A 25,670-nucleotide genomic window follows, 5' to 3' on the forward strand; every position below is an offset into this window, starting at 1 on the left:
CGCCGCAGCGCCTTTCTCCGTCCATCCCCACGTCACACGAAACTCACGCCTTCGCGCGTTTTCCCTCGACATCGGGCAGGAACACCGTCAGCACGCCGATCAGCGGCAGGAACGAGCAGACCTTGTACACATAAGCGATGCTGGTCGCGTCGGCCAGTTGGCCGAGCACTGCCGCGCCGATCCCGCCCATGCCGAACGCAAAGCCGAAGAACAGCCCCGCGACCATCCCGACCTTGCCTGGAATCAGTTCCTGCGCGTAGACGAGGATCGCCGAGAACGCCGACGCCAGCACCACGCCGATCACGACCGTGAGGACGCCGGTCCAGAACAGGTTGGCATACGGCATCAGCAGCGTGAACGGCGCGACGCCGAGGATCGACACCCAGATCACATACTTGCGGCCAATCCGGTCGCCCACCGGACCGCCGATGATCGTGCCCGCCGCGACCGCCGCGAGGAACACAAACAGGTGGATCTGCGCGGCCTGGACCGGCAGATGGAACTTGTCGATCAGATAAAACGTGAAGTAGCTATTGATGCTGGCGAGATAGAAGTACTTCGAGAACACCAGCAGCATCAGCACGCTCATGGCGAACAGCACCTTGTTGCGCGACAGCGTCGCATGGCCGGCCTGCGCGCCCTTGGCCTTTTTGGTGGCCGGATGACGCTTGTACCAGCGGCCGATCTGCGTAAGCACGACGATCGCGACCAGTGCCGCCACCGAGACCCATGCAATGCTGCGCTGGCCGTGCGGAATGATGATCAGCGCGGCGAGCAGCGGGCCGAGCGACGAGCCGGCGTTGCCGCCCACCTGGAACAGCGACTGCGCAAGACCGTGCTGGCCGCCCGAGGCCATCCGCGCGACTCGCGACGACTCCGGATGGAACACCGACGAACCGCAGCCGACGAGTGCCGCGGCCACCAGCAGAATGCCGAAATTCGGCGCGACCGACATCAGCAGCAGGCCGGCCAGCGTAAAGCCCATGCCGACAGGCAGGGAATACGGCTTCGGATGTTTGTCGGTGTAGATGCCGATCAGCGGCTGCAGCAGCGACGCCGTGATCTGGTAGGTCAGCGTGATCAGGCCGATCTGCCCAAACGACAGCGAAAAGTTGTCCTTCAGCATCGGATAGATCGCGAGGATCAGCGACTGGATCATGTCGTTGATCAAATGCGAGAAGCTGATTGCGCCGAGCACCGAGTACACGGTGCGTTGGGCCTTGACGGCCAGAGGGGCAGCGGTGGGGATGCTTGAACCGCCGGCGAGGGCGTTTTTATCGAGGCTCGTTTCCATGCGCGTGAGAGAGGGGAGAAAGTGAGCGGGCCGGATCCGCTGGGTGACGATACCGTCTGCGCCATATCGTCACACTACGGGGAACTATCTGACGTTTCATGAAGTGTAATGTGGCTTGCATGAAATGTTCGGACAAGTTTTGTCGCGAATCAGACATCAAACGGCGTAATGCTGGCACCACGGTGGGGCGATCTGCCGCGCGTCGGTCACAAGGACCGACCATTTGCCATGTCTCGGTGCGTTTTGTCAGGGGGAATTTTGGCTGTGTATAAAGCCGTCGCTGGCGCGCTGTTCACATAGTGGACGCGCATTGGGGGCGGAACACTGCACGACGGCGGCTCTAAAGATTGCTGCCGCTGGTGCCGTAGACCCGAAGAGATAACAAGGAATGCCGGAACCGACCTTTCCGGCTGGTCATACGTGAGGACCAAATATGAAAGCAGTTTCGCTGGGCAGCCAGCCGGGTGTCGGTTTCGTAGCGAGTGACGAACCGGCGGGCGGTCCGTCCGGTTCGCGCGCGCCGGTTGGGCGGCTCAAGGGTTTGTCCGTGAAGGCGACGCTCCGACTGGCTTTCGCCGCGGTGCTGATCGGTACGCTGGTGATCGGGGTGTTTTCGCTGGCGCAGATCAGCCGGCTCAACGGATCGGCGCAATCGATCTACGACCAGGGTCACGTAGCGAGCCGGGCGGCCGAAGAAGCGCGAGGTTATGTGCTGCGCGCGAGCCGTGCGCAGAAGATGCTGCTGACCGCGACGACGGCCAAGGAGCGCGATGAACTCGGCTCGGACATCGACAAGGGTCTCGCCGGCCTGTCGACGCAGATCAACACGCTGCAGCAGTATGTCGATCCCGCCGATGCGGATCAGGTGTCGCAGCAGAAGAAATTCGCCGCGGCGGTCGGGACGTGGAGCGGCCACCTGCGCGATTTCGTGAAGCTGGTGAAGGCACAGCCGCTCGATCTGTCGCAGATGAACTGGCAGGTGGGCATGCAGGATGTGTCCTTGCTGGTGGAGACCGAAAAGCTCGAGAAGATGGTGGACGCGCTGGTCGAGCAGCGCGGCGTGGCCGCGAAGGCGACCATCGACGCCTCGGCGTTCATCTACCACTCGTCGTACGTGACGATGGCGGCGATGACAATCGGCCTGATCGTGCTGGCGTTTGTGATCAGCGAATGGGTGGTGCGACGGCTGGCGCGTCAACTGGGTGGCGAGCCGGTGTACGCGAAGGAGATTGCGAGCCGGATTGCGGCGGGGGATCTGTCGAACCAGATTGCGCTGGCACGCAACGATCATTCGAGCATGCTATCGGCGCTGCATGACATGCAGAGCGGGCTCTCGACGACGGTGTCGGATATCGCGGCGAGTGCTGACGCGATTGCGACGGCATCGGGCGAGATTTCGATGGGTAATCTGGACCTGTCGCAGCGCACCGAGCAGCAGGCGATGGCGCTGGAGCGCACGGCGAGCAGCATGGAGCAGTTGACCTCGACGGTACGGCAGAACGCCGACAACGCCAGGCAGGCGAGCACGCTGGCGAATAATGCTTCGGAGATTGCGGAGAAGGGCGGCGAGGTAGTGAGCCGCGTGGTGTCGACGATGATCGAGATCAACGACAGCGCGAAGAGCATTGGCGACATCATTGGGGTGATTGAGGGCATCGCATTCCAGACGAACATTCTCGCTTTGAACGCGGCTGTCGAGGCCGCGCGCGCGGGGGAAGAGGGGCGCGGATTTTCGGTGGTGGCGGCTGAGGTGCGGAATCTGGCGCAGCGCAGTGCTGGCGCGGCCAAAGAGATCAAGGGGTTGATCAGCACGTCGGTGGAGCGGGTGGGGAATGGGTCGGCGCTCGCGCAGGATGCTGGGAATACGATGGATGAGGTGGTGAAGGCGGTCAAGCGGGTGACCGATATCATGGGGGAGATCTCGGCTGCTTCTGCCGAGCAGAGTTCTGGTATCGAGGAGATTAATCTCGCGGTTACGCAGATGGATGCCGGGACCCAGCAGAATGCCGCTCTGGTTGAGCAGGCTACTGCTGCTGCTCGGGCTCTGGATGATCAGGCTAAGGCTTTGAAGGGGATGGTGGGGAGGTTTAGGTTGAATGGGTGAGGTTGGGGTGCCTGCGGCGCCTTGGGTTGGGTGTTTTTTTTGGTTGCGTTTGCCTTTCCTTGCCACCGCCGTAAAGGCAAACGTCGGCCTGAAAGACGGGGCAGGATAGACGAACGCCGACGTTATACACGAACGTTTACCAGGTTCGCTTTTTCAGCGTATAGCCGTACAGGCCGTACTGTGTATTGGTGGCGGGGTCGAAATAAACACCTTGCGTGATACCGTCATCGGTCTCGGTCCAGGATTTGCCATAGTCCTTGCTGGCAAACGTCATGTCGCGTGGCGCACCTTCCCCGGAGGCATCCGTTGCATACACGAGTAGTACGCCACGCTTGCCCACGCTGAGTCCGTCCAGCATCAGACGTGCATCGAAGGTATGGGGTTGCTTGACCGTCTGATTGCCACGGTTTTCCCATGTCGATAGCGCACCGGTCCGGCGCCCGTTGTCACTCAAGTCCTTCCAGTTGCGCGGCGGGCCGAGCCGGGATAGCGCATAAACCGCATAGGCGTAATCGGGCGGTACCTGCTCGGACTGGAGCGAAACGACTACCTGATCAGGAAGCTTCACGTCAGGCTCGAACGCGTCGCTATCCCATTTCAGCCGCTCCACGATGCTTTCAGGTTGCATGTCCGCCATTTCTTCCGGCACGTAGTAGGCCACACGCAGCGTGCCGTCCGGACCAAGGTCTACGCCGTCGAAGGTCTTTCGCGGTTCGTCGTCCTCAGTTGCGTGGAGCGGAACCGTGATCTCTTTCCACGTGCGGCCGCCATCCGCTGTGCGCCAGACGTGCGGTCCCCAGCCAACCGCGTATCCCCGGTCAGGATCAAGGAAAAGTAGCTGGCCGATATTCCGGTTTTCCGGCCAGTCGAGTTGCGTCCAGTTCTTGCCGCCATCGCGCGAGCGCCAGAGCTTCGTGATATGCGGTGTCAAGCCATTCTTTGGCTCAGGAATCTTGTAGTCCATCCAGTCCGTGCTGACATACTGCGTGGTCCAGTCCTTCGAATACCACCAGGCCGCGTCCTGTCCCGGCTGATGGAAGAAGCTTGTCAAGCCTCCGTCAATCGTTCCGCGTAGAAAGCTAACTGTTGAGCGATTGAGCCGTTCGTTGGAATTGTCCATCCATGACTCTTCGGGAACGGCTTGCGCCGCGTTGTATCCTTTGTCCAAATCTACAACGCGATATCGTAGTTCGGGGCTAGCGACCTTTAGTGATATGACGTCCTTGCCACTAAAATGGCTATTTCCGCCCCCATACGGTCTGTCATTCTTCATGAACGTCGTTGAAATGGTCTGCCAGGCGGGGGCCTTCATGCTGTGATATCCGTAAATTGTGATGGCGACCAGGAGGAGGCCGCCGAAAATGAGTGTCCTGCGCGTGGGCATCCGCATGTCACTTCGCATCCATTAGCCGCCCGAGCACTTTGCTCACCGCGTCATCGATATCGGCTTTCGCTATGTTCCATGCGTCGCCTGCAACCACCTGCTCGTAGGTTCGCCAGTCGCCCCATTCTTCCAGCGCGGGGCCGCCCATGATTTTCATCATGTCCGGAAGCTGCAAACTGGCCAGTCCGCCATCAAGATAGGCGAGCGGGTGTGTCTTGAACGCAAAGCTCTTGAACGTTTCGCTGTCCAGTTCAAGCTTGTATCGAGGGACTGTCATTGTGAAGCTGCCGTTTCCCGGCTTGGCGCTGCTAATCTGGATTATGTTTCCCTGCATATTTTGGTTGAGCCCATCTTTCATATCTAACTGAAGTTATCGCCTCGCAAGAACAGGCTGAAAGCGGTATCTGGACCATTCCCGGTGAACGGATGAAAGCGAAGGAGCCGCACCGCGTGCCGCTATCGGCTCCGCGCTCGCACTCGTCAAGACGCTGAAAGAGCAGAAGCAGCATGAGACATTGGTATCACCGAATCGATCTAATGGAACAGCGCGATCCGACGATTGAGCTATGGACCGCGCATGTTAGGTCGCAATCGTCGCTCCTTCTGGGGGACTAGCGAGAGCCCCGTCGGCGCGGGGCAGCAATCACCAGGCACGGGAGCCAGGCGAACGCCTACCAGGTTCGCTTTTTCAGCGTATAGCCATACAGACCGTACTGTGTATTGGTGGCGGGGTCGAAATAAACACCCTGCGTGATACCGTCATCGGTTTCGGTCCACGATTTGCCGTAGTCCTTGCTGGCAAACGTCATGTCGCGTGGCGCACCTTCGCCGGAGGCATCCGTTGCATACACAAGCAGTACGCCACGCTTGCCCACGCTGAGTCCGTCCAGCATCAGACGTGCATCGAAGGTATGGGGTTGCTCCACCGTCTGATTGCGGCGGTTTCCCCATGTCGATAGCGCACCGGTCCGGTGCCCGTTGTCACTCAAGTCCTTCCAGTTGCGCGGCGGGCCGAGCCGGGATAGCGCATATACCGCATAGGCGTAATCGGGCGGTACCTGCTCGGACTGTAGCGAAACGACTACCTGATCAGGAAGCTTCACGTCAGGCTCGAACGCGTCGCTATCCCATTTCAGCCGCTCCACGATGCTTTCAGGATGCATGTCCGCCATTTCTTCCGGCACGTAGTAGGCCACACGCAGCGTGCCGTCCGGACCAAGGTCCACGGCGTCAAAGGTCTTTCGGGGCGCGTCGTCCTCGGTTGCGTAGAGCGGAACTGTGATTTCTTTCCATGTACGCCCGCCATCCGCCGTGCGCCAGACGTGCGGTCCCCAGCCAACCGCGTATCCCCGGTCAGGATCAAGGAAAAGTAGCTGGCCGATATTCCGGTTTTCCGGCCAGTCGAGTTGCGTCCAGTTCTTGCCGCCATCGCGCGAGCGCCAGAGCTTCGTGATATGCGGTGTCAAGCCATTCTTTGGCTCAGGAATCTTGTAGTCCATCCAGTCCGTGCTGACATACTGCGTGGTCCAGTCCTTCGAATACCACCAGGCCGCGTCCTGTCCCGGCTGATGGAAGTGGCGTGTCAACCCTCCGTCGATGGTGCCGCGAAAAAAGCTAACGGTGCGCCGATTCAGCCGCTCGCTGGAATTATTCATCCATGCTTCGCTAGGCTCCGCGTAGTCCGGGTCTTTCCGCTGACTAACGGGCTTGAACGTGATTGCCGGGTTAGCAATCTTGAGACTGATAACCTCGTTCCCATTGATCCGGGAGTCGCCGCCCCCATACGGTTTGTCATTTTTCATGAATGTTGTTGAAATGGTCTGCCAGCCTGGGGTCGTCATGCTGTGATATCCGTAAATTGCGATGGCGGCCAGAAGGCTGCCTAAAATGAATGTCCTGCGCGTGGGCATCCGCATGTCACTTCGCATCCATTAGCCGCCCGAGCACTTTGCTCACCGGGTCATCGATATCGGCCTTCGTTGTGTTCCATGCGTCCCCGATGGTGTCGCCTGCAACCACCTTGCCGCTGTCCCATACCTGCTCGTAGGTTCGCCAGTCGCCCCATTCTTCCAGTGCGGGGCCGCCCATGATTTTCATCATGTCCGGAAGCTGCAAACGGGCCAGTCCGCCATCAAGATAGGCGAGCGGATGTGTCTTGAACGCAAAGCTCTTGAACGTTTCGCTGTCCAGTTCAAGCTTGTATTGAGAGACCGTCATTGTGAAGCTGCCGTTTCCCGGCTTGGTGCTGCTCATCTGGATGACGTCTCCACGCATATTTTGCTTCAGTCCATCCTCCATGTTTGCCTGCAGATACCACCTCGCGCTGTCGAGCCAATCCTTGCCCGTTTGGGAAAGCGTTGGCTTCAATTTCGCACCATAGTTCGAACAGTAGAAGTAACCGTAGCTGACGTAATAGCTGGGCGGCTTATGCCCGCAGCCGATGTGCCGCATCATGAAGTTGCTATGCCGGGACCAGTCGGAAGAGGTACATTCGGGCTGGATTAGCGTCTGCCGCTGGTGCAGCAGACGGGCAGAGACTTCCTTGTCGGTCCACGGGTCCCAGGATGTGGCGAAGGCTTTCACGGTGGCCCATGCGCTGCCCGCCGTGACCTTCTCGACTGTTTCCGTGTATTCGCACTGCAACGGCCTGTAGTAGTACTCGCAATGTCCGATTATCGAATCCGCAGCAGGTGGGACATGATCGTCACAGGCGGTACGCTCCACGCGGGCACGCTTCGTGTATGACTTCAGCGTCATGTACGACTCCGCGTAACCCACATCCTTGTCTTCATCTGCCATTTTTAATTGCCCTTCAAGCGAATCGAAACGCCTTGGGGGACATGGCTCTGCGCCAGCGACGTTTCGCCATGTTCATTGGTTGTACCTTCGGCAATCAGCTTGCCCTCAGAGAACATCTGATAACGCGTATTGGCGACAGGAACTTCGGACCCGGCCCAATGCGCGACGAAAGCCTCATCAAACGCCCCCGTCGATTCCGGCAATGGCGGAACCGCGGTTGACAGTCTCTGCGCGCCTTTCTTCTGAATCGTAATGACCTTCAGAAAGAGGTCGAACGGGCCGCCTAACGTAATGCTGCCGTCCTTCATGTGGATAAAGGCACCGCCTGATTCGAGGGTGAGTTCCTTCTTCGCGCTGATGCGTACCGTGCCGTTGACGCTCTCCATCGTCAGATCCTGGGAGGCCAGCAGCGACATGGCATCATTCTGTGCCTGCACTTCGACCGGACCCTTTGCCGCAAAAATCCTGGCACCGAACTTCTGCGCGAACAGCGAAATCTTTTCGCCCGCTGCGACCGTGAAGCGTTTCAGCACGCTCCAGTCGGCGCTCTTCCCGGCTACAGCGTTGATGCTGTCCTGCGCCGCGAACTGCACGCCGCCGGCCGCGACAACAGCCGCCGATGCCGGGGTGCTCATCAGCAGACCCGGCTTCTTCAGCCCGTCGAAATCTTCCTTCATCTGCTGCTGTACATCGGTGTCGGCAGGCTCGGCCTTGGCGCTTTGCGCCGATGCTGCCAGCGCCTTCGCAGTCGCCAGCGCGCTTTCCAGTTGTGCGATGGTTTCCTGCATGTCGAGCTGATTCCCGCTCGCGCCTGGACGGTCATATGCCGTGACCATCATTCCCTTACCTGCACGGCTCACTCCGTAACCGGATGTGCGAAGCTCATAGCCTTCGCCGCGCTTTTCCAGTTTGTTGTCAACCAGGTAGCCGAGATTCAGTTGCGATTTGCCCGAATGCTCCGTGCTGAGCTTGACACCTTCCTGGCCCGCCCAGTCCTCAAAGCGGATCTTGTTGTTCGCCTGGGTGCGGATCACATTCCGTGAGAGCCAGCGCCGGTCATTCGTCACCAGGTCGCGCGCCTGGCTGTGATGGTGGAACGCAACGATTTCGGGCTTGTCCGGGTCGCCGTCGCGGCAGGTAATCACGGCTTCGGCATCGTCCAGCGCCGGAAAGTGCATGCCGGTTTGCAGCTTGCCCGCGAACGGCTTCGCGAGGCGCAGCGGAACACTTTCTCCGCCGTTGGGCCACGTTTCGAAGTCCGCATCAAAACGCACCGTATAGTGGCCGTTTGCGGTTACGTATGCGTATTTGTAGGAGTCCGGGCTGGTGACGCGTGCGCTGAGCGTGCCGGTCACTTTGGCCCAGGTTTGCGTCTCAAGCCTGAGACGGAAGCGCCGGTCAGCGGGTATTGCCTTGTAGCTGTTCGAGTAGGGCGTATCGCGCGCGCCGCTGTGCGTGACCTCGACGATCAACTGGCCTTTGGGTGCATCGGGCAGCACAAGATCTGTTTCCAGCACGCGCCCCGGCTGCAGGTTCAGCACGTTGCTGTCGCCTTCAAAGACTACCTGCCAGGCGATGGCCGCTTCGTGGCGAAGCTGCGCTTCCCACTTCGCCCCCGCCTGGTCCAGGTGGTGAGTGCCATAAATATAGGACTGGCCGTAAGTGGTGGGATCGCTGGGCGCAACGTTGGACGTGTCGCGCAAACGCTCCCAGGCTTGCTCCGGGTTGTAATCCGCGACCATGAACGACTGCGGCACCGTCACGGTGTGGGTCTTTATCGCCGTCACCGCCTCGACGCCGCACGCCTCAAGTCCCCCTGCTTCGCGGTATGGCACGACGCGTTGCGGTTCGTCGTAAATGTAATGATCTACGTCGTCCCCGAACACCACCTGATCGCCGTATTCCGTCTCCTGGATATAGCTGTAGATGCCCGATTTCTCCTGCAGCATATGCGCATAATTCTGGTCGCTCATGCCGTGCTGCATGCGAAATGCGTGCTTCGGATACTGGCGGCGTAGCCGGAAACTGAACTGGTGCTCAAGCATTCCGTGACCGCGCAACATCTCCGCCAGAATGTCGGGCGTTGAACCATGCTGGAAGATCCTGTTTCGGGTCACTGCTGCCAGCCGCCCGAAATGCGACTTCAACACGACTTCGTACTTGACGTAATCCTTCGTGTTCTGGATCGTTGAGAAGCGCGCGATAAAGCCGGAGAATTTCCGGGGTGGTCCATCGTCCGGCACGATGACAAACGACGCGTCACGGCTCAGGTATCCGGAGCGCGCAAGCTGTTGCGGGTGGGTCAATACGATACGCACCTCGGTCGGTGCACCCATCTTCTCGGTGGCCTCGAACGACACCACAGAGAGCGCCGCCGCGCTGTCCGTACCGGGTACGTCGAGGTGGTACGCCTGTCGCCCCGGTAGGACCTGAAGTGCGCCCTGCAGATCTGTCATTGACCTGGCCTCCTTGCGATTGTTTGAGAGGCGCGGCCTGATTCAGCAGGACTACAAAGATTGGGAGGCCGCGATGCGGAGCTTATTTGGCTCCTAAGGGTTTTTACCCTGCGTGCCATCCCAATTCATGCGGAAAAATCTGCAAATTGATCGTTGAAAGTCGAGGCGCAAATCGGCGGGCGAGCAATCCTGGCCGCCCGCGCAGACGGTATCCGCAAAAATATCGGTAATGTCCGTATTTCTGTTCGGATGCCGCGACCCTGGAACCCATCTGGCGGGCTTCGCCGGTCCGAGGTGCGAATTGCGGACAACGTTGCGGCCCTGGCTACGGCCACTTCGCGCTTGTTCGCGTCCGCATGGGAAACGGTCACGGGAAGAGGCCCCGGACCACTTGCAAAGGAGGTAATCGGTTGATTGCAGCGCCCCGGGCAGCAGGACGGATAAAACGCCTCATCCTGATGAACGAAGACTCATCAATATCGCTAGCATACCTAAATAGCCAGCAGGATGGGTTATGCCCGACGGCGGGGCGCGTAGCGCGACGCTGGAGCTGATGATTACCTTGTCACTAACGGGTGTGGTGCGAAGGCAGCTCTCGTGCGCGGACCACTACGACTTCATGTCAGTGGTGGACACCTACAGGCTAGCGGTTGCAAGCCCGCTTTCTTTGCTTACTTTCTTTGCCGCCGCAAAGAAAGTAAGTGCCGCCCCGCACAGGGGCATCGCTAATAGACCACTAAGAATGCAAGGAAAGGCCAACACCGCAAGAACAACCACCAAACCAAGGCGCCGCAGGCAAAAACCTCACCCAGCCTTGACAACAACAGTACAAGTAGTCCCAGCCGACAAAACAACCCCATCAGGGACATGATCAATCTGAATCCGGACGGGCACCCGCTGCGCCAACCTCACCCAGTTAAAAGTCGGATTCACATCAGCCAGCAGCTCGCGGCTCTGCGGATTATCGCGGTCGTAAATCCCCCGCGAAATGCTCTCCACGTGCCCCTGCAACACACCACCACTCATCAACCGCATCTCAGCCTTATCGCCGACATTCACGTGCGGCAGCTTCGTTTCTTCAAAGTAACCATACACCCAGAATGAATGACTATCCACAATAGCGAGCTTCGCCGCGCCCGCGATGGCATAGTCCCCCTGGAACACGCTCAGATTCGTCACATATCCATCCACCGGTGACACCACGCGCGTGCGCTCCAGATTCAACTTCGCCGCATCCAGTGCCGCCAGCGCCTGCTCATAAGCTGCTTCCGCAGCAGACGCCGTATGCGTCGCGTTTTCCTGACTTTCCTTCGACACCACCTGGCTGTCCATGTCCGCGCGGCGTTGCGCGTCGTCGCGGCGCATCTGCAACTCGGCCTTGCGTGCCGCCACGGCAGCCTGTGCCTGCTCGACCGCGATCTGGTAATGCGAGGGGTCGATCTGCATCAGCAAATCGCCTTTCTTTACCAGCTCGTTGTCGTGTACCGGCAGCGCCACCACCGCGCCCGAGACGTCCGGCGCAATGTTCACGACGTCCGCGCGCACTCGCCCGTCGCGTGTCCACGGCTCGTCCATGTAGTGGACCCATAAGGCGCGGCCTATCAGCAGCGCAACAATGAATACGACGGCTGTTGCCACAAAACCCAGAATATTTCGGATGGTCATGATTCGACTCTGATCAACGATAAACGGCGAGACCCAGCACGCCGCACACACATACGAGCAAGCTGGCCCGGAACAGGTTCGGATGCCACACCACGCGATACAGTCCCGTATAGGCAATCGCGCGATCCAACACCCAGGTAAGCACAGCGCCGGCAATAAACATCAACACAATGGCCGGCACGTAAGCGTCAAGCACAGCAACTTCACGTGGCATGGCGAACTCCTTCTTGTTTCCCGGTCCGCGAGCCCACCAGCGTCTCTAGTGGCGATTGCGGATCGAGCAGCGCGGTACGAATGAAATGCAGATGACTCAGGATGCGTTGCAGTCGATGACGCTCCTCACGCGGCGGTGTGAACGTCGACAGCACTTGCTGGACGGCCGCAGTAGCGTCGATCGTCGCTGCGAGCGCAGCGTCCATCCGTTGTGCGCTTGGCCGGTCGAAGAGCGCTGCGAGTGCGTCGCGCATCTTGCGTTCGGCAATGCGCCATGGCATCGTTTTCGCGTAGCGCGCGTCCGGCGGCAGCGCGCCGATCTCGCGCCGCATATCGATGATCGCGTTGCCCACTTCGAGCACGGCGAACAGCCAGCGCAGGCTGTCGCGCTTGACCTCGGGTTCTGTCTCGGCGAGCGCGTTGATCTGGAACATCAGGTCGCGTGCGCCGCTTTCGAAGCGGGAGCGCAGGCGTGTCAGACGTGAGTTGCAGGCCGTCACGACATGGCGGCGCAGGTCGATCAACAGACGGTTGCGCATCCACGGCAGCGACGGCGGCAGGAGCAGCGCGAATGCGATCGAACACACGAGCATCGACAGGAACAGCGCCAGCCCATCGTTGATCACGCCGGTCGGATCGTAGTGGATCACGTTGTCCGGACCTGCGAGGAAGCAAAAGAAAATGCAGTAACCCACGCCGTAGCCGGCGAGCTTCGGGCGCGTCGTCATGAATACGCCGAGCAGCAGGAACGGCGCGAGCGCAACGCAAAGCAGCGGAAAACCGTCGACGCGCGGATACAGCCCGAATACGACAATCATCCCCATCAGCGACGACAGGAGCGTGCCGCCCGCCATCTGGAAGGCCATGCGGGTAGGGTTCGGCGATGTGGACGCCAGAGCACAGGTCGCCGCGCCGACCGGCAGCAGCGTGACACCGCTCGGCCACGCGCTCGCGATCCAGAACACGCCCAGCAGCGCGATCACGATCGTCGCGCGCATGCCGGCGACCCCTGCAAACAATGCGTTGGTCCGCGGCTCATAGCGGTCGATCCAGCGCTCGCGCTCGTGCGTATCGCTCGCCAGCGAGGCATACGTGGCCGCATACGCGTGCAGATCGTCGATGAAGCGGTAGAGCAGTTCGGCGGCGGTGTCGAAATCGAGCAGCGGCACGTCGGGGCGGGCTTCCAGCGCTTCGCGCGTTGCCCGCAGCCGGTTGGGCAACTCGGTCTTGTAGGTTTCCAGTTGTTCGGTCACGCGCACGGCATCGGCGGCGGTCAGAACCGGTTCGCCGGATTTGTCGAGGAGCGGCGCGATCTCCTTGAAGTACGGTTCGATGGCTTCGATAGCGGCGTACGCGCCGGCTTCATGCAGCCGGTTCATCAACTGATGCAAGGCGTGAAAGCGCGTCGATGCAGTCATGAACTCGCTGTTCAGGCGCGACAGGCGGCCGCCTCTCATCCGCGAGGCCGGGGTTTCAAACACGGCGACGCTGCGGATCGCTTCGAAGCCCACGATGTCGGCGACAAAGCGTGCGTTGGTGGCTTCGATCTGCGCGCGATCGACCTGGCCCGACAGCGACGCCGAAACGTATTCGACGAACGCACTAAAACGGCCGCGTATGGTGGTGCGCATCTGTTCGCCGGTGAATTGCGGGAACACCAGCCCGCTGACTGCGCCGGAACAGACAATGCCGACCACGATTTCCGCGACGCGCGTCGTTGCGGAAATGAACGCGCCGTCTGGATGTTGTGCCGCAGGAAAGCCGATCAACGCCGCGGTGTAGCCGGCCAGCACGAAGCCATACGTGCGGAAATTTCGGTTGCGCGCGGCACCCGCGGTACAAATGCCGACCCAGATCGCCGTCGACGCGATGAAGAGTTCCGGCTGCTGCGCAAACAGGCCGATCAGCGCCAGCATGACGACGAGCCCGACCACCGTGCCGCAGATCCGGTAGAAGCTCTTCGCGAACACCATGCCGCTTTGCGGCTGCATCACGATGAAGACGGTCGTCATCGCGGTACGCGGTTGCGGCAGGTCGAGTTTCATCGCTACGTACAGCGAAAGAAACGCGGCAGCCAGCGCCTTGAAGATATAGATCCAGGTCAGGCCGTCGGTGCGGGCCCAATCGGCGGCGGCCGCGTAGAAGGCCGTCAAAGTGAGCGGCTCGCGTGGGACTGAGGAGGGGGAGGTGGACATGATTCGCAGCCCTTACTGCACAGTGGGCGCGTAGGCGGAGGCCTGACCGCCGGTCATTGCGTTGGCGGTCGGTGGCGCCGCCGTCGCCGTTTTGCCTTTCCCATGCGCCGGCAGCGTTTCATCCGTCTTCGGGCCGTCAGCGGGATCGGCGAGGCCGCCGCCGAGCGCCGTCATCAGCGAAGCATGCGCACCCAGCCGCTCGGCCTGCACGCGTGCGACGCCTTCCTGCGCACGCAGCAACTGGTTCTGCGCCACCAGCACATTCAGATAGTCCGTCAGACCACGCCGGTAGCCTTCCTTCGCGAGGTCATAGTTCTTGTGTGCGGCAGCGACCGAGCGATCGGCATCGTTGGCTTGCGTCTCGAGAGAACGGATCCGCACCACCTGGTCAGCCACGTCCTTCAGCGCGCTGACGATGGTCTGGTTGTACTGCTCGACTGCCGTGTCATAACCGGCATCCGCGGCGCCCAGTTGCGAGCGCAGCCGGCCGCCGTCGAAGATCGGCAACGACATCGCCGGTCCCGCGGTCCAGCCGCCGTTGGTCGCCTTCAGGAACTGGAACAGCGGACCGGCCGCAGCATAGCCGCCCATCGATGCCAGCAGATTGATGTCCGGATAGAAGTTGGCCTTGGCGACGTCGATACCGCGCGCCTGTGCCGCCACCGTCCAACGCGCCGCGACGATATCGGGACGATGGCCGAGCAGCTCGGCAGGCAGCGTCGAAGGCAAGCCTGCGGGCGCGTCGAGAGAAAGCGTCGGGCGGGTGATCGAATCGCCCGCGCCGGGACCTTTGCCTGCCAGCGCCGCAAGCTGATTGCGGCCCAGCGCGATCTGCTCTTCGAGTGCGTCGATCTGGCGTTCGTATTCGGGCACAGGCGTTTCGGCCTGACTCACTTCGAGCTGCGTGCCAAGACCGCCTTTGAGACGGCGGGTGGCGAGATCGACGATCTGCTGTTGCTGTTGCAGCGTCGCCTGGGCGATGTCGAGCAGCGCGTAATTCATCGACATACCGATATACGCACGCACCACGTTCGCTTCGAGTTCGAGTTGCGCGGCGCGTTCGTCGGCTGCGCTGGCGTGAGCGGCGTCGAGCGCCTGCTCGGCAGCGTTCTTGTCCTTGCCCCACAGGTCAAGGTGATAGGACAGGCCGAGCGTGCCGGTGTTGTCGTAGGAGTTGGTGTTCGAGAGCGACCCCGGTCCGTAATAGATATTGTCTGGCCAGTGCTGACGCTCGAGCGACAGACTGCCATTGACCTGCGGCGAGAGCGCCGCGTGCGCCACGCCAGCCAGCGATTGCGCTTCGCGCACCCGTGCCTGCGCAACGGCGAGCGTCGGATTGCCGGCCTGAGCCGCGTCGATCCACGCATTGAGCTGCGGATCGTTATAGACGCGCCACCAGTCCGCAGCTGGCCACTGCGCTTCGGCATCGGCTGCACGAATCGCCGCGCCGGCATCGAGCGAGGACGGATTCATTCCACGTGCCTGAGGCGCGATGCCTCCGGTACTGGCGCAGCCGGCGATTATCATGGAGATCGTAAGAACCGCAATCGCGGTGATCCCTTTTTGTACCGGAGGCTGCACGATTTACTCCTTTATTGACTAAAGTACCTTGTGCGCCATTATATTTTTCGCTGTATTTACGAATAACCCGCAAAGATGTAAGGCATTTTTACGGAAATTGAGATAATCGCTCTTGCGAAGCGTGTAACAATCGCTTCGTCTCAGTGAGGATAGGTATGGATACGCTTCAAAACATGCGTGTTTTCACCCGCGTCGTCGAGGCGGGCAGCTTCACCGGTGCCGCGCAGCACCTGAATACGACCACGGCGTATGCGTCGCGCGCGGTCTCCGATCTCGAGGCGCATCTGCGCACCCGGTTGCTCAATCGCACCACGCGCCGCATTGCGCTGACCGAAGCCGGCGAGCGTTATCTGCAGCGCTGCGAACAGATTCTGGCCTACGTCGATCAGGCAGAAGCCGAAGCGGGCGACGCTCACGCAAAGCCGTCCGGCAAGCTGAAAGTCCACGCCATGACGAGTTTCGGCCAGCACTATGTGGTGCCGGCCGTTGGGCGTTATCAGCAACGCTATCCGGAAGTACAGGTTGAATTGACGCTGGCGCAACGCATGCCCGACCTGCTCGACGAGGGCTATGACGTTGCGCTCGTGCTGGCGCACGATCTGCCGGACTCGGGCCTCGTTTCGCAGCGCCTGGGCAGCGCATTTAGCGTTGCCTGTGCGTCGCCTGCTTACCTTGAACGCAATGGCGTGCCGCAGACGCCTTCGGATCTCAGCCGCCACACCTGTCTGCAGATGGTCACGCCCGTATTTCCGACAAACGAATGGACCTTCGACGGCCCGAATGGTCAGGAGACCCTGGCGCTTGGCGCGGCGACGTTTCAGGTGAATGTCGCCGAGGCGCTGGCGGTGGCGGTGCGCGAGGGCATGGGCATTGGCCTCATCCCGATCTATTCGGCGATCAGCGGCCTGCGCAGCGGCCAGTTGATGTGGGTGTTGCCGGAGTACACGTCGCAGGAGATGAACGTGTACGCGCTGTACCCGTCGCGCCAGTATCTCGATGCGAAGATCCGCACCTGGGTCGAATTTCTGCGTGACGAACTACCCTCGACGCTCGCCACCGATCAGGCCGAACTGCGTAAATTCATCCGCACGTGACGGCAGGTCCTGGCGCACGCCGTCCGCCGGTTCGCGTTGACCGACCGTTCTCGCCGTGCATCACAGGCTGTTACAGATCTTCGGCATCGCAACATTTCCTTACTTCTCCCGCCGATTTGATTTGATAACGTTGGGTCAACGCGCTGGCCGGACCGAGTGGGTTGCAGTCAGGAATCTGAATTTACTGGAACGAAGAGGGACTCATGGATACGCATCTGCTGATCGGCGTGGCCGTCATGCTGGGACTGATTGGAATTGCCGCCTCGCGCGATCTGTTGCGCAACCTGCGTGCGCAGCCGCAACTGGTGCCGATCCGCGCCGAACGTCGCGACGCAGCGGGATATCAGCGCCGCCGCTGAGCGTGTGCGGGTAGCGTCGATGACGCTGCCCGTGTCGGCTCAAGCATCTTATATTTCGACCACCCTGTCCCACGCAAACTGCGGATTTTCCGGCTGCCCGGTGCGACGGTCGAGGTAGCCACGCGGATTGCACATGACCCGCGTGCCCTCAACGGTGTAGTCGAACGCCGTGTGAGTGTGACCGTGAATCCACAGCGCAACCGGTGAGCGCACCAGCGTCGGCAGATGGCTGACGAAGCCGGCCGACACGCGGTCATCCGCGTAACGCTCGGCGAGACTCAACCGGTGCGGCGCGTGATGCGTGACCACGATGGTTTTCCCCGCGAATGGCTTGCTCAATTCCCGCTCTAGCCACGCGCGCGCCTGTGCATGTAGCGCGAGGGAGTCGGCAGGGGTGAAATCGCGTGTGGCAGTGGTGTTCGCCGCGGCCGAGACGTCGTGCGGCCACGTGAGCTGGATCAAACCTTTGAAGTCGAGCATGACGCGCTGGGCTGCTGCCGTCGAAATCGCCAGCGCCTCCTCGTCAGCGCCGTAGAGCGTGAAGTCGGTCCACAAGGTGGTCCCAAGCACGCGCCATTCGCCAGCGGGATCCACCAGCGCAGCGTTATTCAAAAAGTGCACGTTCTCGACCGATGCTGCCGCATCGTGCATGGCCGCTTCCAGCGCACCGAATTCTCCGTCGTAGTACTCGTGATTGCCTGGCACGTAGACGACGGGCGCAGCCCCGTCGAACGTCTCGGCGGCCCAGCGCGCACCCGCTGCGTGATTGTGAATATCGCCGGCAAGCACGATCAGATCCGCCTGCGCATGCGGGATCACTTCCGGCTCGTCGCACTCCAGATGCAGGTCGGACAGCACACGGATCTTCACGAACGGCACTCCTTTGTGGATGGAAAGCCTGTACTCCTAGCGTAGCACCTTGCCGGGATTCATCAGGTTGAGTGGATCGAGCGCGCGTTTGACGGCTCGCATCAACTGCACTTCCACGTCTTGCTTGTAGTGCATCGCCTCGTCGATCTTCAACTGGCCGAGCCCGTGTTCCGCGCTGATGCTGCCGCGATGGCGATGCACGCTGTCGTAGACGATCTGGTTGATCGGGCTCTGGTACTCCGCGAGAAACGCTTTCGCATCGACGCCTTCGGGGGCTTGCACGTTGTAGTGCAGATTGCCGTCGCCAAGGTGACCGAACGTGACCATGCGTACGCCCGGCACGGCTTGCGCAATCGCGGCGTCGGTTTCGGTGATGAAGTGCCCGATGCGTGAGATCGGCACGGCGATATCGTGCTTGATGTTGAGACCTTCTTCGGCCTGCGCGAGCGGAATGTGTTCGCGCAGATTCCAGAAAGCCCGCGATTGCGCGAGGTTTTCCGCTACCACTGCGTCTTCCACCAGGCCTTCCTCGAGCGCGGTTTCCATCAGCCGTTCGAAGAGGGCGCGCGCGTGTTCTTCGCTTTCGCTGTCCGATAGTTCGAGCAGCACGACTTGCGCGTGCGGCTCGGCGAACGGATAGCGCATCTGAACGAAATGCCGGTTAACGAGTCGCAGGCAGAAATCGGACATCAACTCGAAGCCGGTCAGAAGCGGACCGGCAAAGCGTTGCGTGAGCGCGAGAAAATCGAGCGCCGCGTGCGGCGAGGCGAGCGCGGCAAGCGCTGTGACGCGCGCCGCCGGCTGCGGATGCAGCTTCAGTACGGCCGCGGTGATGATGCCGAGCGTGCCTTCCGCGCCGATGAACAGGTCGCGCAGATCGTAGCCGGTGTTGTCCTTGCGCAGGCCACGCAGGCCGTCCCACAACTCGCCTTGTGGCGTGACCACTTCGAGGCCGAGGCAGAGTTCGCGCGTGTTGCCATAGCGCAGCACGCCGGTGCCGCCCGCGTTGGTGGCGAGATTGCCGCCTATCGTGCAACTGCCTTCGGCCGCCAGACTCAGCGGGAACAGGCGGCCGGCTTCTTCCGCGCGGGCCTGCACGTCGGCGAGGATCACGCCAGCTTCGACTGTGATTGTGTTGTTGTGCGGGTCGATATCGCGGACGCGGTTCAGACGGCGCAGGCTGAGCACCGCTTGTGCGCCGCCGGCATCCGGCGTGGCTCCGCCGACCAGGCCTGTGTTGCCGCCTTGCGGCACCAGTGCGACGCCATATTCCACTGCCAGCTTCACCAGAGCGGCAACTTCGGCGGGTGTCGCCGGACACAGTACCGCGCAGGCCGCACCGGTGTAGCGGCGACGCCAGTCGGTGAGGTAAGAGGCGGTGTCGTGGGATTCTGTCAGGACGTGTGCTACACCGATAGCGTCGCGGCAGGCCGCGATGAAGGCGGCGCCTGAGGCCATGTTCGGTGCCGTTTGAGAAGCGGAATGGGTCATGATGGTCGGTCAGAAGAGAGAGGCGAACACGCGACGTCGCCTCGTCTACGGTTGATCTTTGGGAGCTGCGCGTTGCGGGCCGCAATCGGACAGGCGGCATAGGTGCATGGCTTTATGCGGCCCGTTTCGCACGCTTTGCCGCCCGTTTGAACGGGCCGACATACGCCAGCGCGCAAACGAAGAAAGCAACAGCGAGTAGCGTTTCGAGCCAGCCGAGCTGGGCGGACAGGCCGCGCTCGCTCCAGCCGCGCACAATCCCTTCGGCGAAATACAGCAGGATCAGCATCGACGCCCATTGCAGCGTGTAAAGCCGTTGGCGCAGCACGCCGGGCAGGGCGAGCAGCAGCGGTACGGCTTTGAGAACGAGCGCGGTACCGCCCGGACGCAGCGGCGCAAGCCACCACTCCCAGGCGACCGAAAGCACGATCAGCGCGATCAGGGCCGCTGCTGCGCCAAGCGCCGCACCGCGCCGCCGCGCGGGCGTCGGAACTGAATCGGGTGTGCTCACGGGCGTTCGCTCATGGAGGCGGCCGTGCGTGCGACGCGCGCCCCAAGCGCGACGGCAAGCGTTTTCTCATCTGCGGAAATACCGTGTTCCGCAGAATCGGCCCGCGCGAAATGCGATGCGCCGTAGGGCGTGCCGCCTGTCAGCGTGGTGGTTAGCGTGCTCTCGGTATACGGGATGCCGACAATCAGCATGCCGTGATGCAGAAGCGGCAACATCATCGATAACAGCGTGGATTCCTGGCCGCCGTGCAAACTGCCCGTGGACGTGAACACGCAGGCCGGCTTGCCGGCCAAGGCGCCGGATAGCCACTGCGGAGTGGTGCCGTCGAGAAAGTATTTGAGCGCAGCGGCCATATTGCCGAAGCGGGTCGGCGATCCGAGCGCGAGGCCCGCGCATTCTTCCAGATCGCGCAGCTCGACGTAGGGCGGGCCTTCCGCCGGAATATCGGGCTGGGTCGCCTCGCAGACGGTCGAGACGGGCGGCACGGTGCGCACGCGCGCCTGCATGCCGGGGACGCTGTCGACGCCGTGCGCGATCGCCAGCGCGAGCTCGCGCGTGGCGCCGTAACGGCTGTAATAGAGCACGAGAATGTCTTTCATAGGCCTGATCGAGTGAGCAGGTATTATAGGGGTTGGGTCCGCAGCACAGGCGGCTCGCGGGCAACTGGCGCGAGCCCTACACGGTTCATGAAGCAAGGAGGCAGGGTTTGTTGTCCAGGGTGCGTTTCGACCTCGATACGCTTAAACGTCTCGCGCAATTCGCCGCGAAGCGCAGCAGCGAAGATCGCATTCCCCAGGTGGCCGGCAGTCTGACGTTCACCACCATGCTCTCGCTCGTGCCGCTTGCGACGGTGGCGTTCGCCTTGTTCACCGCGTTCCCGATCTTCGGTTCGTTCCAGATGTCGTTGCAGGGCTTTCTGGCCGACCATCTGATGCCGTCGCAGATCAACGACCAGATTTTCAGATATCTGAACGAATTCGCGGCCAAGGCCAAGGGCCTGACGACGATGGGCATGATCGTGCTGTTCGTCACTTCGGTGATGACGATGATGACCGTCGAATCCGCCTTCAACGTGATCTGGCGGGTGCGCAAACCGCGACCGTTCGCGCAGCGGGTACTGGTCTACTGGGCCGTCATCACGCTGGGGCCGATCCTGATTGGCGTGAGCCTGTCGATTTCTTCATATCTGTTCACACGCTCGATGGCGTTCAGCGCCGCGCAGCACATCACGCCGCTGATCGATTGGGCGCTGACCGGAGCAGCGCTACCGCTTACGGTGCTTGCTTTCACCATGCTCTACGTGTATCTGCCGAATTGCCGGGTGGAGTGGCGCGATGCAGTGGTAGGCGGCCTGGGCGCGGCCATCGCATTCGAACTGGCGAAACGCGGCTTTGGCTATTACATCCGGCGCATTCCGACCTATACGGCGGTGTATGGCGCGTTTGCGGCGGTGCCGATGTTCCTGCTGTGGATGTACCTGAGCTGGTTCATCACGCTGGCGGGGGCGATGGTGGCGTCGGCGCTACCGGCGATCCGCATAGGGCAGTTTCACCGGCCGCGTTTCGCGGGCAGCAATCTGTTCGATGCGCTCGAGATGCTCGCGCGGCTTTCCGAGGCGCGCGAAGCGGGCAAGCCTGGGTACACGTTGCAGGATCTCGCGCGCATGCTGCGCCGGGATATGGATACGACCACCCATTTGATTGATACGCTCGAGGAGATCGAGTGGATCGCGCGTCTGCAGGAAGACGGCTCGCGCCCGCGTTTCCTGCTGCTGGCCAATCCCGCCCAGGTGACAGTGGAACGGCTCTTCGACCTGTTCGTGATCGATCGCGCGGAACTCGAATATCAGCTCAATCTGGAGTCCACGCGGGTGGACGGCGCGACGTTGCTGGCGGCGCTGGAGAACGACAAGCTGAGTGTTTCGCTCGCGTCACTGCTCGCCCTGCGGGCCTCGGCGCGTGCCGTGCGGGCAGCGGCCGAAGCCGAGGGACGGAATTCGTCAATGCCCCATCAGACGGCGTGAACGGCATGCCTTTGCGCTAAAGGGAAATCTTCCCGACGCAGATATCCTTGAACATCACCCAGTCGCCCATCAGGCTGTAGACGGGGTGCCGGAATGTGGCCGGGCGGTTCTTCTCGAAGAAAAAATGCCCGATCCATGCACACCCATAGCCACTGACGAGCGCAGCCGGCAACCACAGCCAATCGCCGGTGGCTAGCGCCATGGCCAGACAGCCGATCACGCCCAGCGAGCCGACAAAGTGCAGGCGCCGCGAAACAACGTTGCGATGCTCCTCGAGGTAAAACGGATAAAACTCCGCGAAATTCGCGAAGCGTTCGGTATGAGCGGTTTGAGACATCTTGGCCTCCGTTTCGCTGCTCTCTTGTGGTCCATCCCCCGCCATGTCCGTTTATGCGGCATGGCGAACCCGGCCAGCGACAAGTGCACCGTTTGTGCGCCTGAAACCGGATGGGCCTGAATCATTGTGCGGCTATCGGAGGATGCGCGCAACCTGGCCATTCGGCCGATGGTGCGCGCCGCCGGGCGGCGCTATTGTCGAGCTTACAGAGGCGGTTGAGCGGAACTGCATAGCTTTATGCGGATTGACTGTCGAGGCCCGACGCAAAACTGAACAGCGCGTCCAGCGTTGCGTCAGGTTGCTCGGTCATCAGCGCGTGGCCGGCATCGAGCATCACCGTGGCGACCGTTGCACCGGCTTCTGCAAAAGCCTGAGCGAGCGCTTTCGTGGCGCGCGGCGGCGTCATGGCGTCGCGCCGTCCCACGATCAGCTGTACCGGGCAGCGCACCTGGGCTGCGCGTGCAAGGCCAGCGGCGTAGGCATTGCAGGCCGTGAAGTCGGTGTGGAACAAACCGGGTTCGCCTTTGGCCGATAGCCGCTCCATCAGACGCTGGTTCATGCCGTGCAGCCAGAAGCCCGGGCCGGGGCAGGATGGTTTCGCGGCCAGCGTCGAATGCGACCATTGATTGACCATGCCGATCGCCTCCGGCTCGCGGTTGAGCGCGGCGTCGAGCAGGGCGTCGGAGACGGCCATCGGCACGGCAGTGGCGACCAGCGCGAGACCGCTCGCACGTTCCGGATAGCGCACGGCAAACTCGAGTGCGACGAGCGAGCCCATGCTGTGGCCAATCGCGCAAGCGCGTGCCACGCCGGCTGCGTCCAGCAGCGCGGCGAGCCAGTCGGCCATGGAGGCGATATCGGTGAGCGCGGGGCCAGCGCTGCGATGATGGCCCGGCAGGTCGACGGCCAGCACACTGAAGCCGTGATGCGCGAAGTAACGGGTTTGCAACGCCCACACGCTGTGGTCGTGCTCGGCGCCATGGATGAACACCGCGCAAGGCAGGGTGGCGTCGAACGGTTTGCCGCCGGTGTAGGCGTAGGCCGCCTTGTTCTGGACCTCGAGGATCATGCGGACTCCCTGGGTGCGCCGCCGCTGGGATTGCCGGAGCCTTGGGGACTGTTCTCCGGTTTGGCGGTGCTGCCGCTGGCGGGCTTCTGCGCGGCCTTGAGCGCGCGCTTGAGGTCGTCGATCAGATCGTCCGGATCTTCGAGGCCGATCGAGAGGCGAATGGTGCCCTCGGCGATGCCCGCCGCGGCGAGTGCGGCGGCGTCCATGCGGAAATGGGTGGTAGAGGCGGGATGGATCACCAGCGAACGGGCGTCGCCGACGTTCGCCAGATGCGAGAACAGCGAGAGCGCTTCGATGAAGCGCCGTCCGGCGGCACGGTCGCCACGCAGGTTGAAGCTGAACACGGCGCCAGCGCCGCGTGGCAGCAGGCGCATGGCGAGCGCGTGATCCGGGTGCGAGTCCAGTTCGGGATACGCGACGGATTCGACCGCGGCGTGGGCAGCGAGAAATTCGACCACTTTGCGGGTGTTCGAAACGTGCCGGTCCATACGCAGCGGCAGCGTTTCGATCCCCTGCAGCAGTTGCCAGGCGGCTTGCGGATGAAGACACGCGCCGAAGTCACGTAGCCCTTCGCGGCGGGCGCGCAGCAGGAAGGGGGCAACGGTGCTTTCCTCGGCGAACACCATGCCGTGGAAACCCTCATACGGTTCGGTGAACTCGGGAAAGCGTCCGGACGCGTCGAAGTCGAAGGTCCCGCCGTCGACCAGCACACCGCCGATGGTGGTGCCGTGACCGCCGAGGAACTTGGTCGCCGAGTGGTAGACGAAATCCGCGCCATGCTCGAAGGGCTTGAGCAGGTACGGCGTCGTAAAGGTCGAATCGACCAGCAGCGGTACGCGGTGCTCATGCGCGATCCCGGCGACCGCGGCAATATCCAGCACGTCGAGCCCGGGATTGCCGAGCGTTTCGCCGAACAGCAGGCGGGTGTTCGGGCGCAGCGCGGCGCGCCAGCCGTCCAGATCGCCGGGTTTGACGAAGGTCGTCTCGATGCCGAAGCGGCGCAGCGTGTAGTTCAGCAGATTGTGCGAGCCGCCATACAGGGCGCCAGACGCGACGATGTGTGCGCCGGCGCCCATTAGCGTGGCGATCGCCAGATGCAGCGCGGCCTGGCCGCTGGCCGTGCCGATTGCGCCGGCGCCGTTTTCCAGCGCGGCGACGCGCTCTTCGAAGACGGCCACGGTCGGGTTCGAAATCCGCGAATACACGTGGCCGGCGCGTTCCATGTTGAACAGCGCGGCGGCGTGGTCGGTGTCGCGGAACGAGAACGAGGTGGTCTGGTAGATCGGCGTGGCGCGCGCACCGGTCGTGGGATCGGGGGCTGCGCCGGCATGCAGCGCAAGCGTATCGAAACGGTTGGCGGACATCCTGGGCGGCGGAGCCACGGGCAGCTCCGCGAAGGGTCAAAGTGGAGGCATCGTATCATCGGGGTTGACGGCTTCAAGTCCGATTTTCCCTGTATGGGGCGCTGCCACGCCCGTCCCGCCTTGGTGGGCGGCCCGCTTTCCTTTTACAGGCCTTTCCGCTAGGATCGAAATCAGTCATGTATTAACGGCTTCACCAGATTCTGCAATCACCCGTGCATGGGACCGCGAGTAGGCGCCAAAGCGCTAACCCCGGTCGACAAAGGAGACAATCATGCGAGTCAGCGACATTCTCAAGGTCAAGGGCAATACCCTGTTTACCGTCACGCCGGATACGCCGCTGCTCGACGCAGTCAATGCGATGGCCGAGCACGACATCGGCTCGCTGGTAGTCATGGAATATGGCGATCTGGTCGGCATGCTGACGTTCCGGGAAATCATCCTGACGCTCAGCAAACATCACGGCAGCGTCGGCACCGCGACTATCCGTAAGGTCATGGACGACCATCCGCTCACGTGCACGCCGGAAACGGATGTGAACGAAGTGCGCCGCATGATGCTTGAGCACCATGTGCGCTATTTGCCGGTCATGGAGAGCCGCACGCTGATGGGCGTGATCTCGTTCTACGACGTGGCAAAGGCCGTGGTCGAGGAGCAGGGCTTCGAAAACCGCATGCTCAAGGCCTATATCCGCGACTGGCCGGAAGAGCGGGAGCAACAGACGGGCTAAATGCCCGGCGATGACCGTGTTGGCCGGGTCCGGTCGCAGCGGCCATCAAGTTGCCACAAGCCTGAGGTATAGGTCCAGGGGCGTGCGCGAAAGCGCGCGCCTTTTTTGCATCCGCGCGGTCCTTTCTCCTATTTCCC

At 61.8% G+C, this 25,670-nt stretch carries 22 protein-coding genes; 5 read left to right on the top strand and 17 right to left on the bottom strand.

Annotation, left to right across the window (positions count from 1 at the left end):
• Positions 1-43: 43 nt before the first annotated feature.
• Positions 44-1,294, bottom strand: a complete 1,251-nt coding sequence (locus P3T17_RS01030; RefSeq protein ID WP_074263937.1) for an MFS transporter — start codon at positions 1,292-1,294, stop codon at positions 44-46.
• 433 nt (positions 1,295-1,727) lie between these two features.
• Between P3T17_RS01030 and P3T17_RS01035 the strand changes: the two genes are divergently transcribed.
• Complete coding sequence (locus P3T17_RS01035) at positions 1,728-3,398, top strand: methyl-accepting chemotaxis protein (protein ID WP_074263938.1); 1,671 nt, start codon at positions 1,728-1,730, stop codon at positions 3,396-3,398.
• Positions 3,399-3,534: 136 nt separating this feature from the next.
• Here the strand turns inward: P3T17_RS01035 and P3T17_RS01040 are convergent, their stop codons facing one another.
• The 9 genes from P3T17_RS01040 to P3T17_RS01080 all read right to left on the bottom strand — a co-directional run bounded on the left by P3T17_RS01040 (position 3,535) and on the right by P3T17_RS01080 (position 15,691).
• Positions 3,535-4,710 carry a WD40/YVTN/BNR-like repeat-containing protein gene (locus P3T17_RS01040; protein ID WP_429404156.1) on the bottom strand — a complete coding sequence of 392 codons (1,176 nt, stop codon included), beginning with the start codon at positions 4,708-4,710 and terminating at the stop codon, positions 3,535-3,537.
• Positions 4,711-4,789: 79 nt separating this feature from the next.
• Positions 4,790-5,140 carry a hypothetical protein gene (locus tag P3T17_RS01045; RefSeq protein ID WP_429404158.1) on the bottom strand — a complete coding sequence of 117 codons (351 nt, stop codon included), beginning with the start codon at positions 5,138-5,140 and terminating at the stop codon, positions 4,790-4,792.
• Between the two features lie 313 nt (positions 5,141-5,453).
• On the bottom strand, positions 5,454-6,584 hold the full coding sequence (locus P3T17_RS01050) for a WD40/YVTN/BNR-like repeat-containing protein (RefSeq protein WP_429404160.1): 1,131 nt from the start codon (positions 6,582-6,584) through the stop codon (positions 5,454-5,456).
• Positions 6,585-6,699: 115 nt separating this feature from the next.
• Positions 6,700-7,581, bottom strand: coding sequence for a hypothetical protein (locus P3T17_RS01055; RefSeq protein ID WP_429404161.1), 882 nt, complete (start codon positions 7,579-7,581; stop codon positions 6,700-6,702).
• Between the two features lie 2 nt (positions 7,582-7,583).
• A complete protein-coding gene (locus P3T17_RS01060; protein ID WP_429404163.1) occupies positions 7,584-10,037 on the bottom strand; it encodes a type VI secretion system Vgr family protein in 2,454 nt (817 codons plus the stop codon).
• A gap of 804 nt (positions 10,038-10,841) precedes the next feature.
• Positions 10,842-11,702, bottom strand: a complete 861-nt coding sequence (locus tag P3T17_RS01065) for an efflux RND transporter periplasmic adaptor subunit (protein WP_074263942.1) — start codon at positions 11,700-11,702, stop codon at positions 10,842-10,844.
• A 13-nt stretch (positions 11,703-11,715) separates the two neighbouring features.
• Positions 11,716-11,916 (bottom strand): DUF1656 domain-containing protein, encoded by a 201-nt coding sequence (locus tag P3T17_RS01070; protein WP_074263943.1) that lies wholly within the window; start codon positions 11,914-11,916, stop codon positions 11,716-11,718.
• Complete coding sequence (locus P3T17_RS01075) at positions 11,906-14,110, bottom strand: FUSC family protein (RefSeq protein WP_429404164.1); 2,205 nt, start codon at positions 14,108-14,110, stop codon at positions 11,906-11,908. The genes P3T17_RS01070 and P3T17_RS01075 overlap by 11 nt, the downstream gene beginning before the upstream one ends.
• A 12-nt stretch (positions 14,111-14,122) precedes the next feature.
• Positions 14,123-15,691: an efflux transporter outer membrane subunit gene (locus tag P3T17_RS01080; protein ID WP_429404166.1), complete on the bottom strand. Its 1,569-nt coding sequence runs from the start codon at positions 15,689-15,691 to the stop codon at positions 14,123-14,125.
• A gap of 155 nt (positions 15,692-15,846) precedes the next feature.
• Between P3T17_RS01080 and P3T17_RS01085 the strand changes: the two genes are divergently transcribed.
• A complete protein-coding gene (locus tag P3T17_RS01085; RefSeq protein ID WP_074263946.1) occupies positions 15,847-16,785 on the top strand; it encodes a LysR family transcriptional regulator in 939 nt (312 codons plus the stop codon).
• A gap of 203 nt (positions 16,786-16,988) precedes the next feature.
• Positions 16,989-17,144 (top strand): hypothetical protein, encoded by a 156-nt coding sequence (locus tag P3T17_RS01090; RefSeq protein ID WP_167379378.1) that lies wholly within the window; start codon positions 16,989-16,991, stop codon positions 17,142-17,144.
• A 48-nt stretch (positions 17,145-17,192) separates the two neighbouring features.
• Here P3T17_RS01090 and P3T17_RS01095 read toward each other — a convergent pair whose 3' ends face one another.
• From P3T17_RS01095 to wrbA, 4 genes are all read right to left on the bottom strand, one after another.
• Complete coding sequence (locus tag P3T17_RS01095) at positions 17,193-18,014, bottom strand: metallophosphoesterase (RefSeq protein WP_429404168.1); 822 nt, start codon at positions 18,012-18,014, stop codon at positions 17,193-17,195.
• A gap of 36 nt (positions 18,015-18,050) precedes the next feature.
• On the bottom strand, positions 18,051-19,472 hold the full coding sequence (locus tag P3T17_RS01100) for an FAD-binding oxidoreductase (RefSeq protein WP_429404170.1): 1,422 nt from the start codon (positions 19,470-19,472) through the stop codon (positions 18,051-18,053).
• A gap of 145 nt (positions 19,473-19,617) precedes the next feature.
• Complete coding sequence (locus P3T17_RS01105) at positions 19,618-20,013, bottom strand: DUF2069 domain-containing protein (RefSeq protein ID WP_429404172.1); 396 nt, start codon at positions 20,011-20,013, stop codon at positions 19,618-19,620.
• Positions 20,010-20,612 carry an NAD(P)H:quinone oxidoreductase gene (gene wrbA / locus P3T17_RS01110; protein WP_429404174.1) on the bottom strand — a complete coding sequence of 201 codons (603 nt, stop codon included), beginning with the start codon at positions 20,610-20,612 and terminating at the stop codon, positions 20,010-20,012. Before wrbA ends, P3T17_RS01105 begins: the two co-directional genes overlap by 4 nt.
• Positions 20,613-20,719: 107 nt before the next feature.
• Between wrbA and P3T17_RS01115 the strand changes: the two genes are divergently transcribed.
• Positions 20,720-22,036 carry a YihY family inner membrane protein gene (locus tag P3T17_RS01115; protein ID WP_074263950.1) on the top strand — a complete coding sequence of 439 codons (1,317 nt, stop codon included), beginning with the start codon at positions 20,720-20,722 and terminating at the stop codon, positions 22,034-22,036.
• Between the two features lie 16 nt (positions 22,037-22,052).
• Here the strand turns inward: P3T17_RS01115 and P3T17_RS01120 are convergent, their stop codons facing one another.
• From P3T17_RS01120 to P3T17_RS01130, 3 genes are all read right to left on the bottom strand, one after another.
• Complete coding sequence (locus tag P3T17_RS01120) at positions 22,053-22,373, bottom strand: Mpo1-like protein (protein ID WP_074263951.1); 321 nt, start codon at positions 22,371-22,373, stop codon at positions 22,053-22,055.
• A gap of 235 nt (positions 22,374-22,608) precedes the next feature.
• Entirely contained in the window at positions 22,609-23,442 is an 834-nt protein-coding gene (locus tag P3T17_RS01125; RefSeq protein ID WP_429404176.1) for an alpha/beta fold hydrolase, read from the bottom strand.
• Positions 23,439-24,806 carry an O-acetylhomoserine aminocarboxypropyltransferase gene (locus P3T17_RS01130; RefSeq protein ID WP_429405462.1) on the bottom strand — a complete coding sequence of 456 codons (1,368 nt, stop codon included), beginning with the start codon at positions 24,804-24,806 and terminating at the stop codon, positions 23,439-23,441. The genes P3T17_RS01125 and P3T17_RS01130 overlap by 4 nt, the downstream gene beginning before the upstream one ends.
• A gap of 271 nt (positions 24,807-25,077) precedes the next feature.
• On the opposite strand from P3T17_RS01130, the gene P3T17_RS01135 reads away from it, so the two are divergent.
• Complete coding sequence (locus tag P3T17_RS01135) at positions 25,078-25,533, top strand: CBS domain-containing protein (protein WP_074263954.1); 456 nt, start codon at positions 25,078-25,080, stop codon at positions 25,531-25,533.
• The last annotated feature ends 137 nt before the right edge of the window (positions 25,534-25,670 follow it).

Origin of the sequence: Paraburkholderia sp. GAS82, assembly GCF_050436285.1 — a bacterium.
Taxonomy (GTDB): domain Bacteria; phylum Pseudomonadota; class Gammaproteobacteria; order Burkholderiales; family Burkholderiaceae; genus Paraburkholderia; species Paraburkholderia phenazinium_B.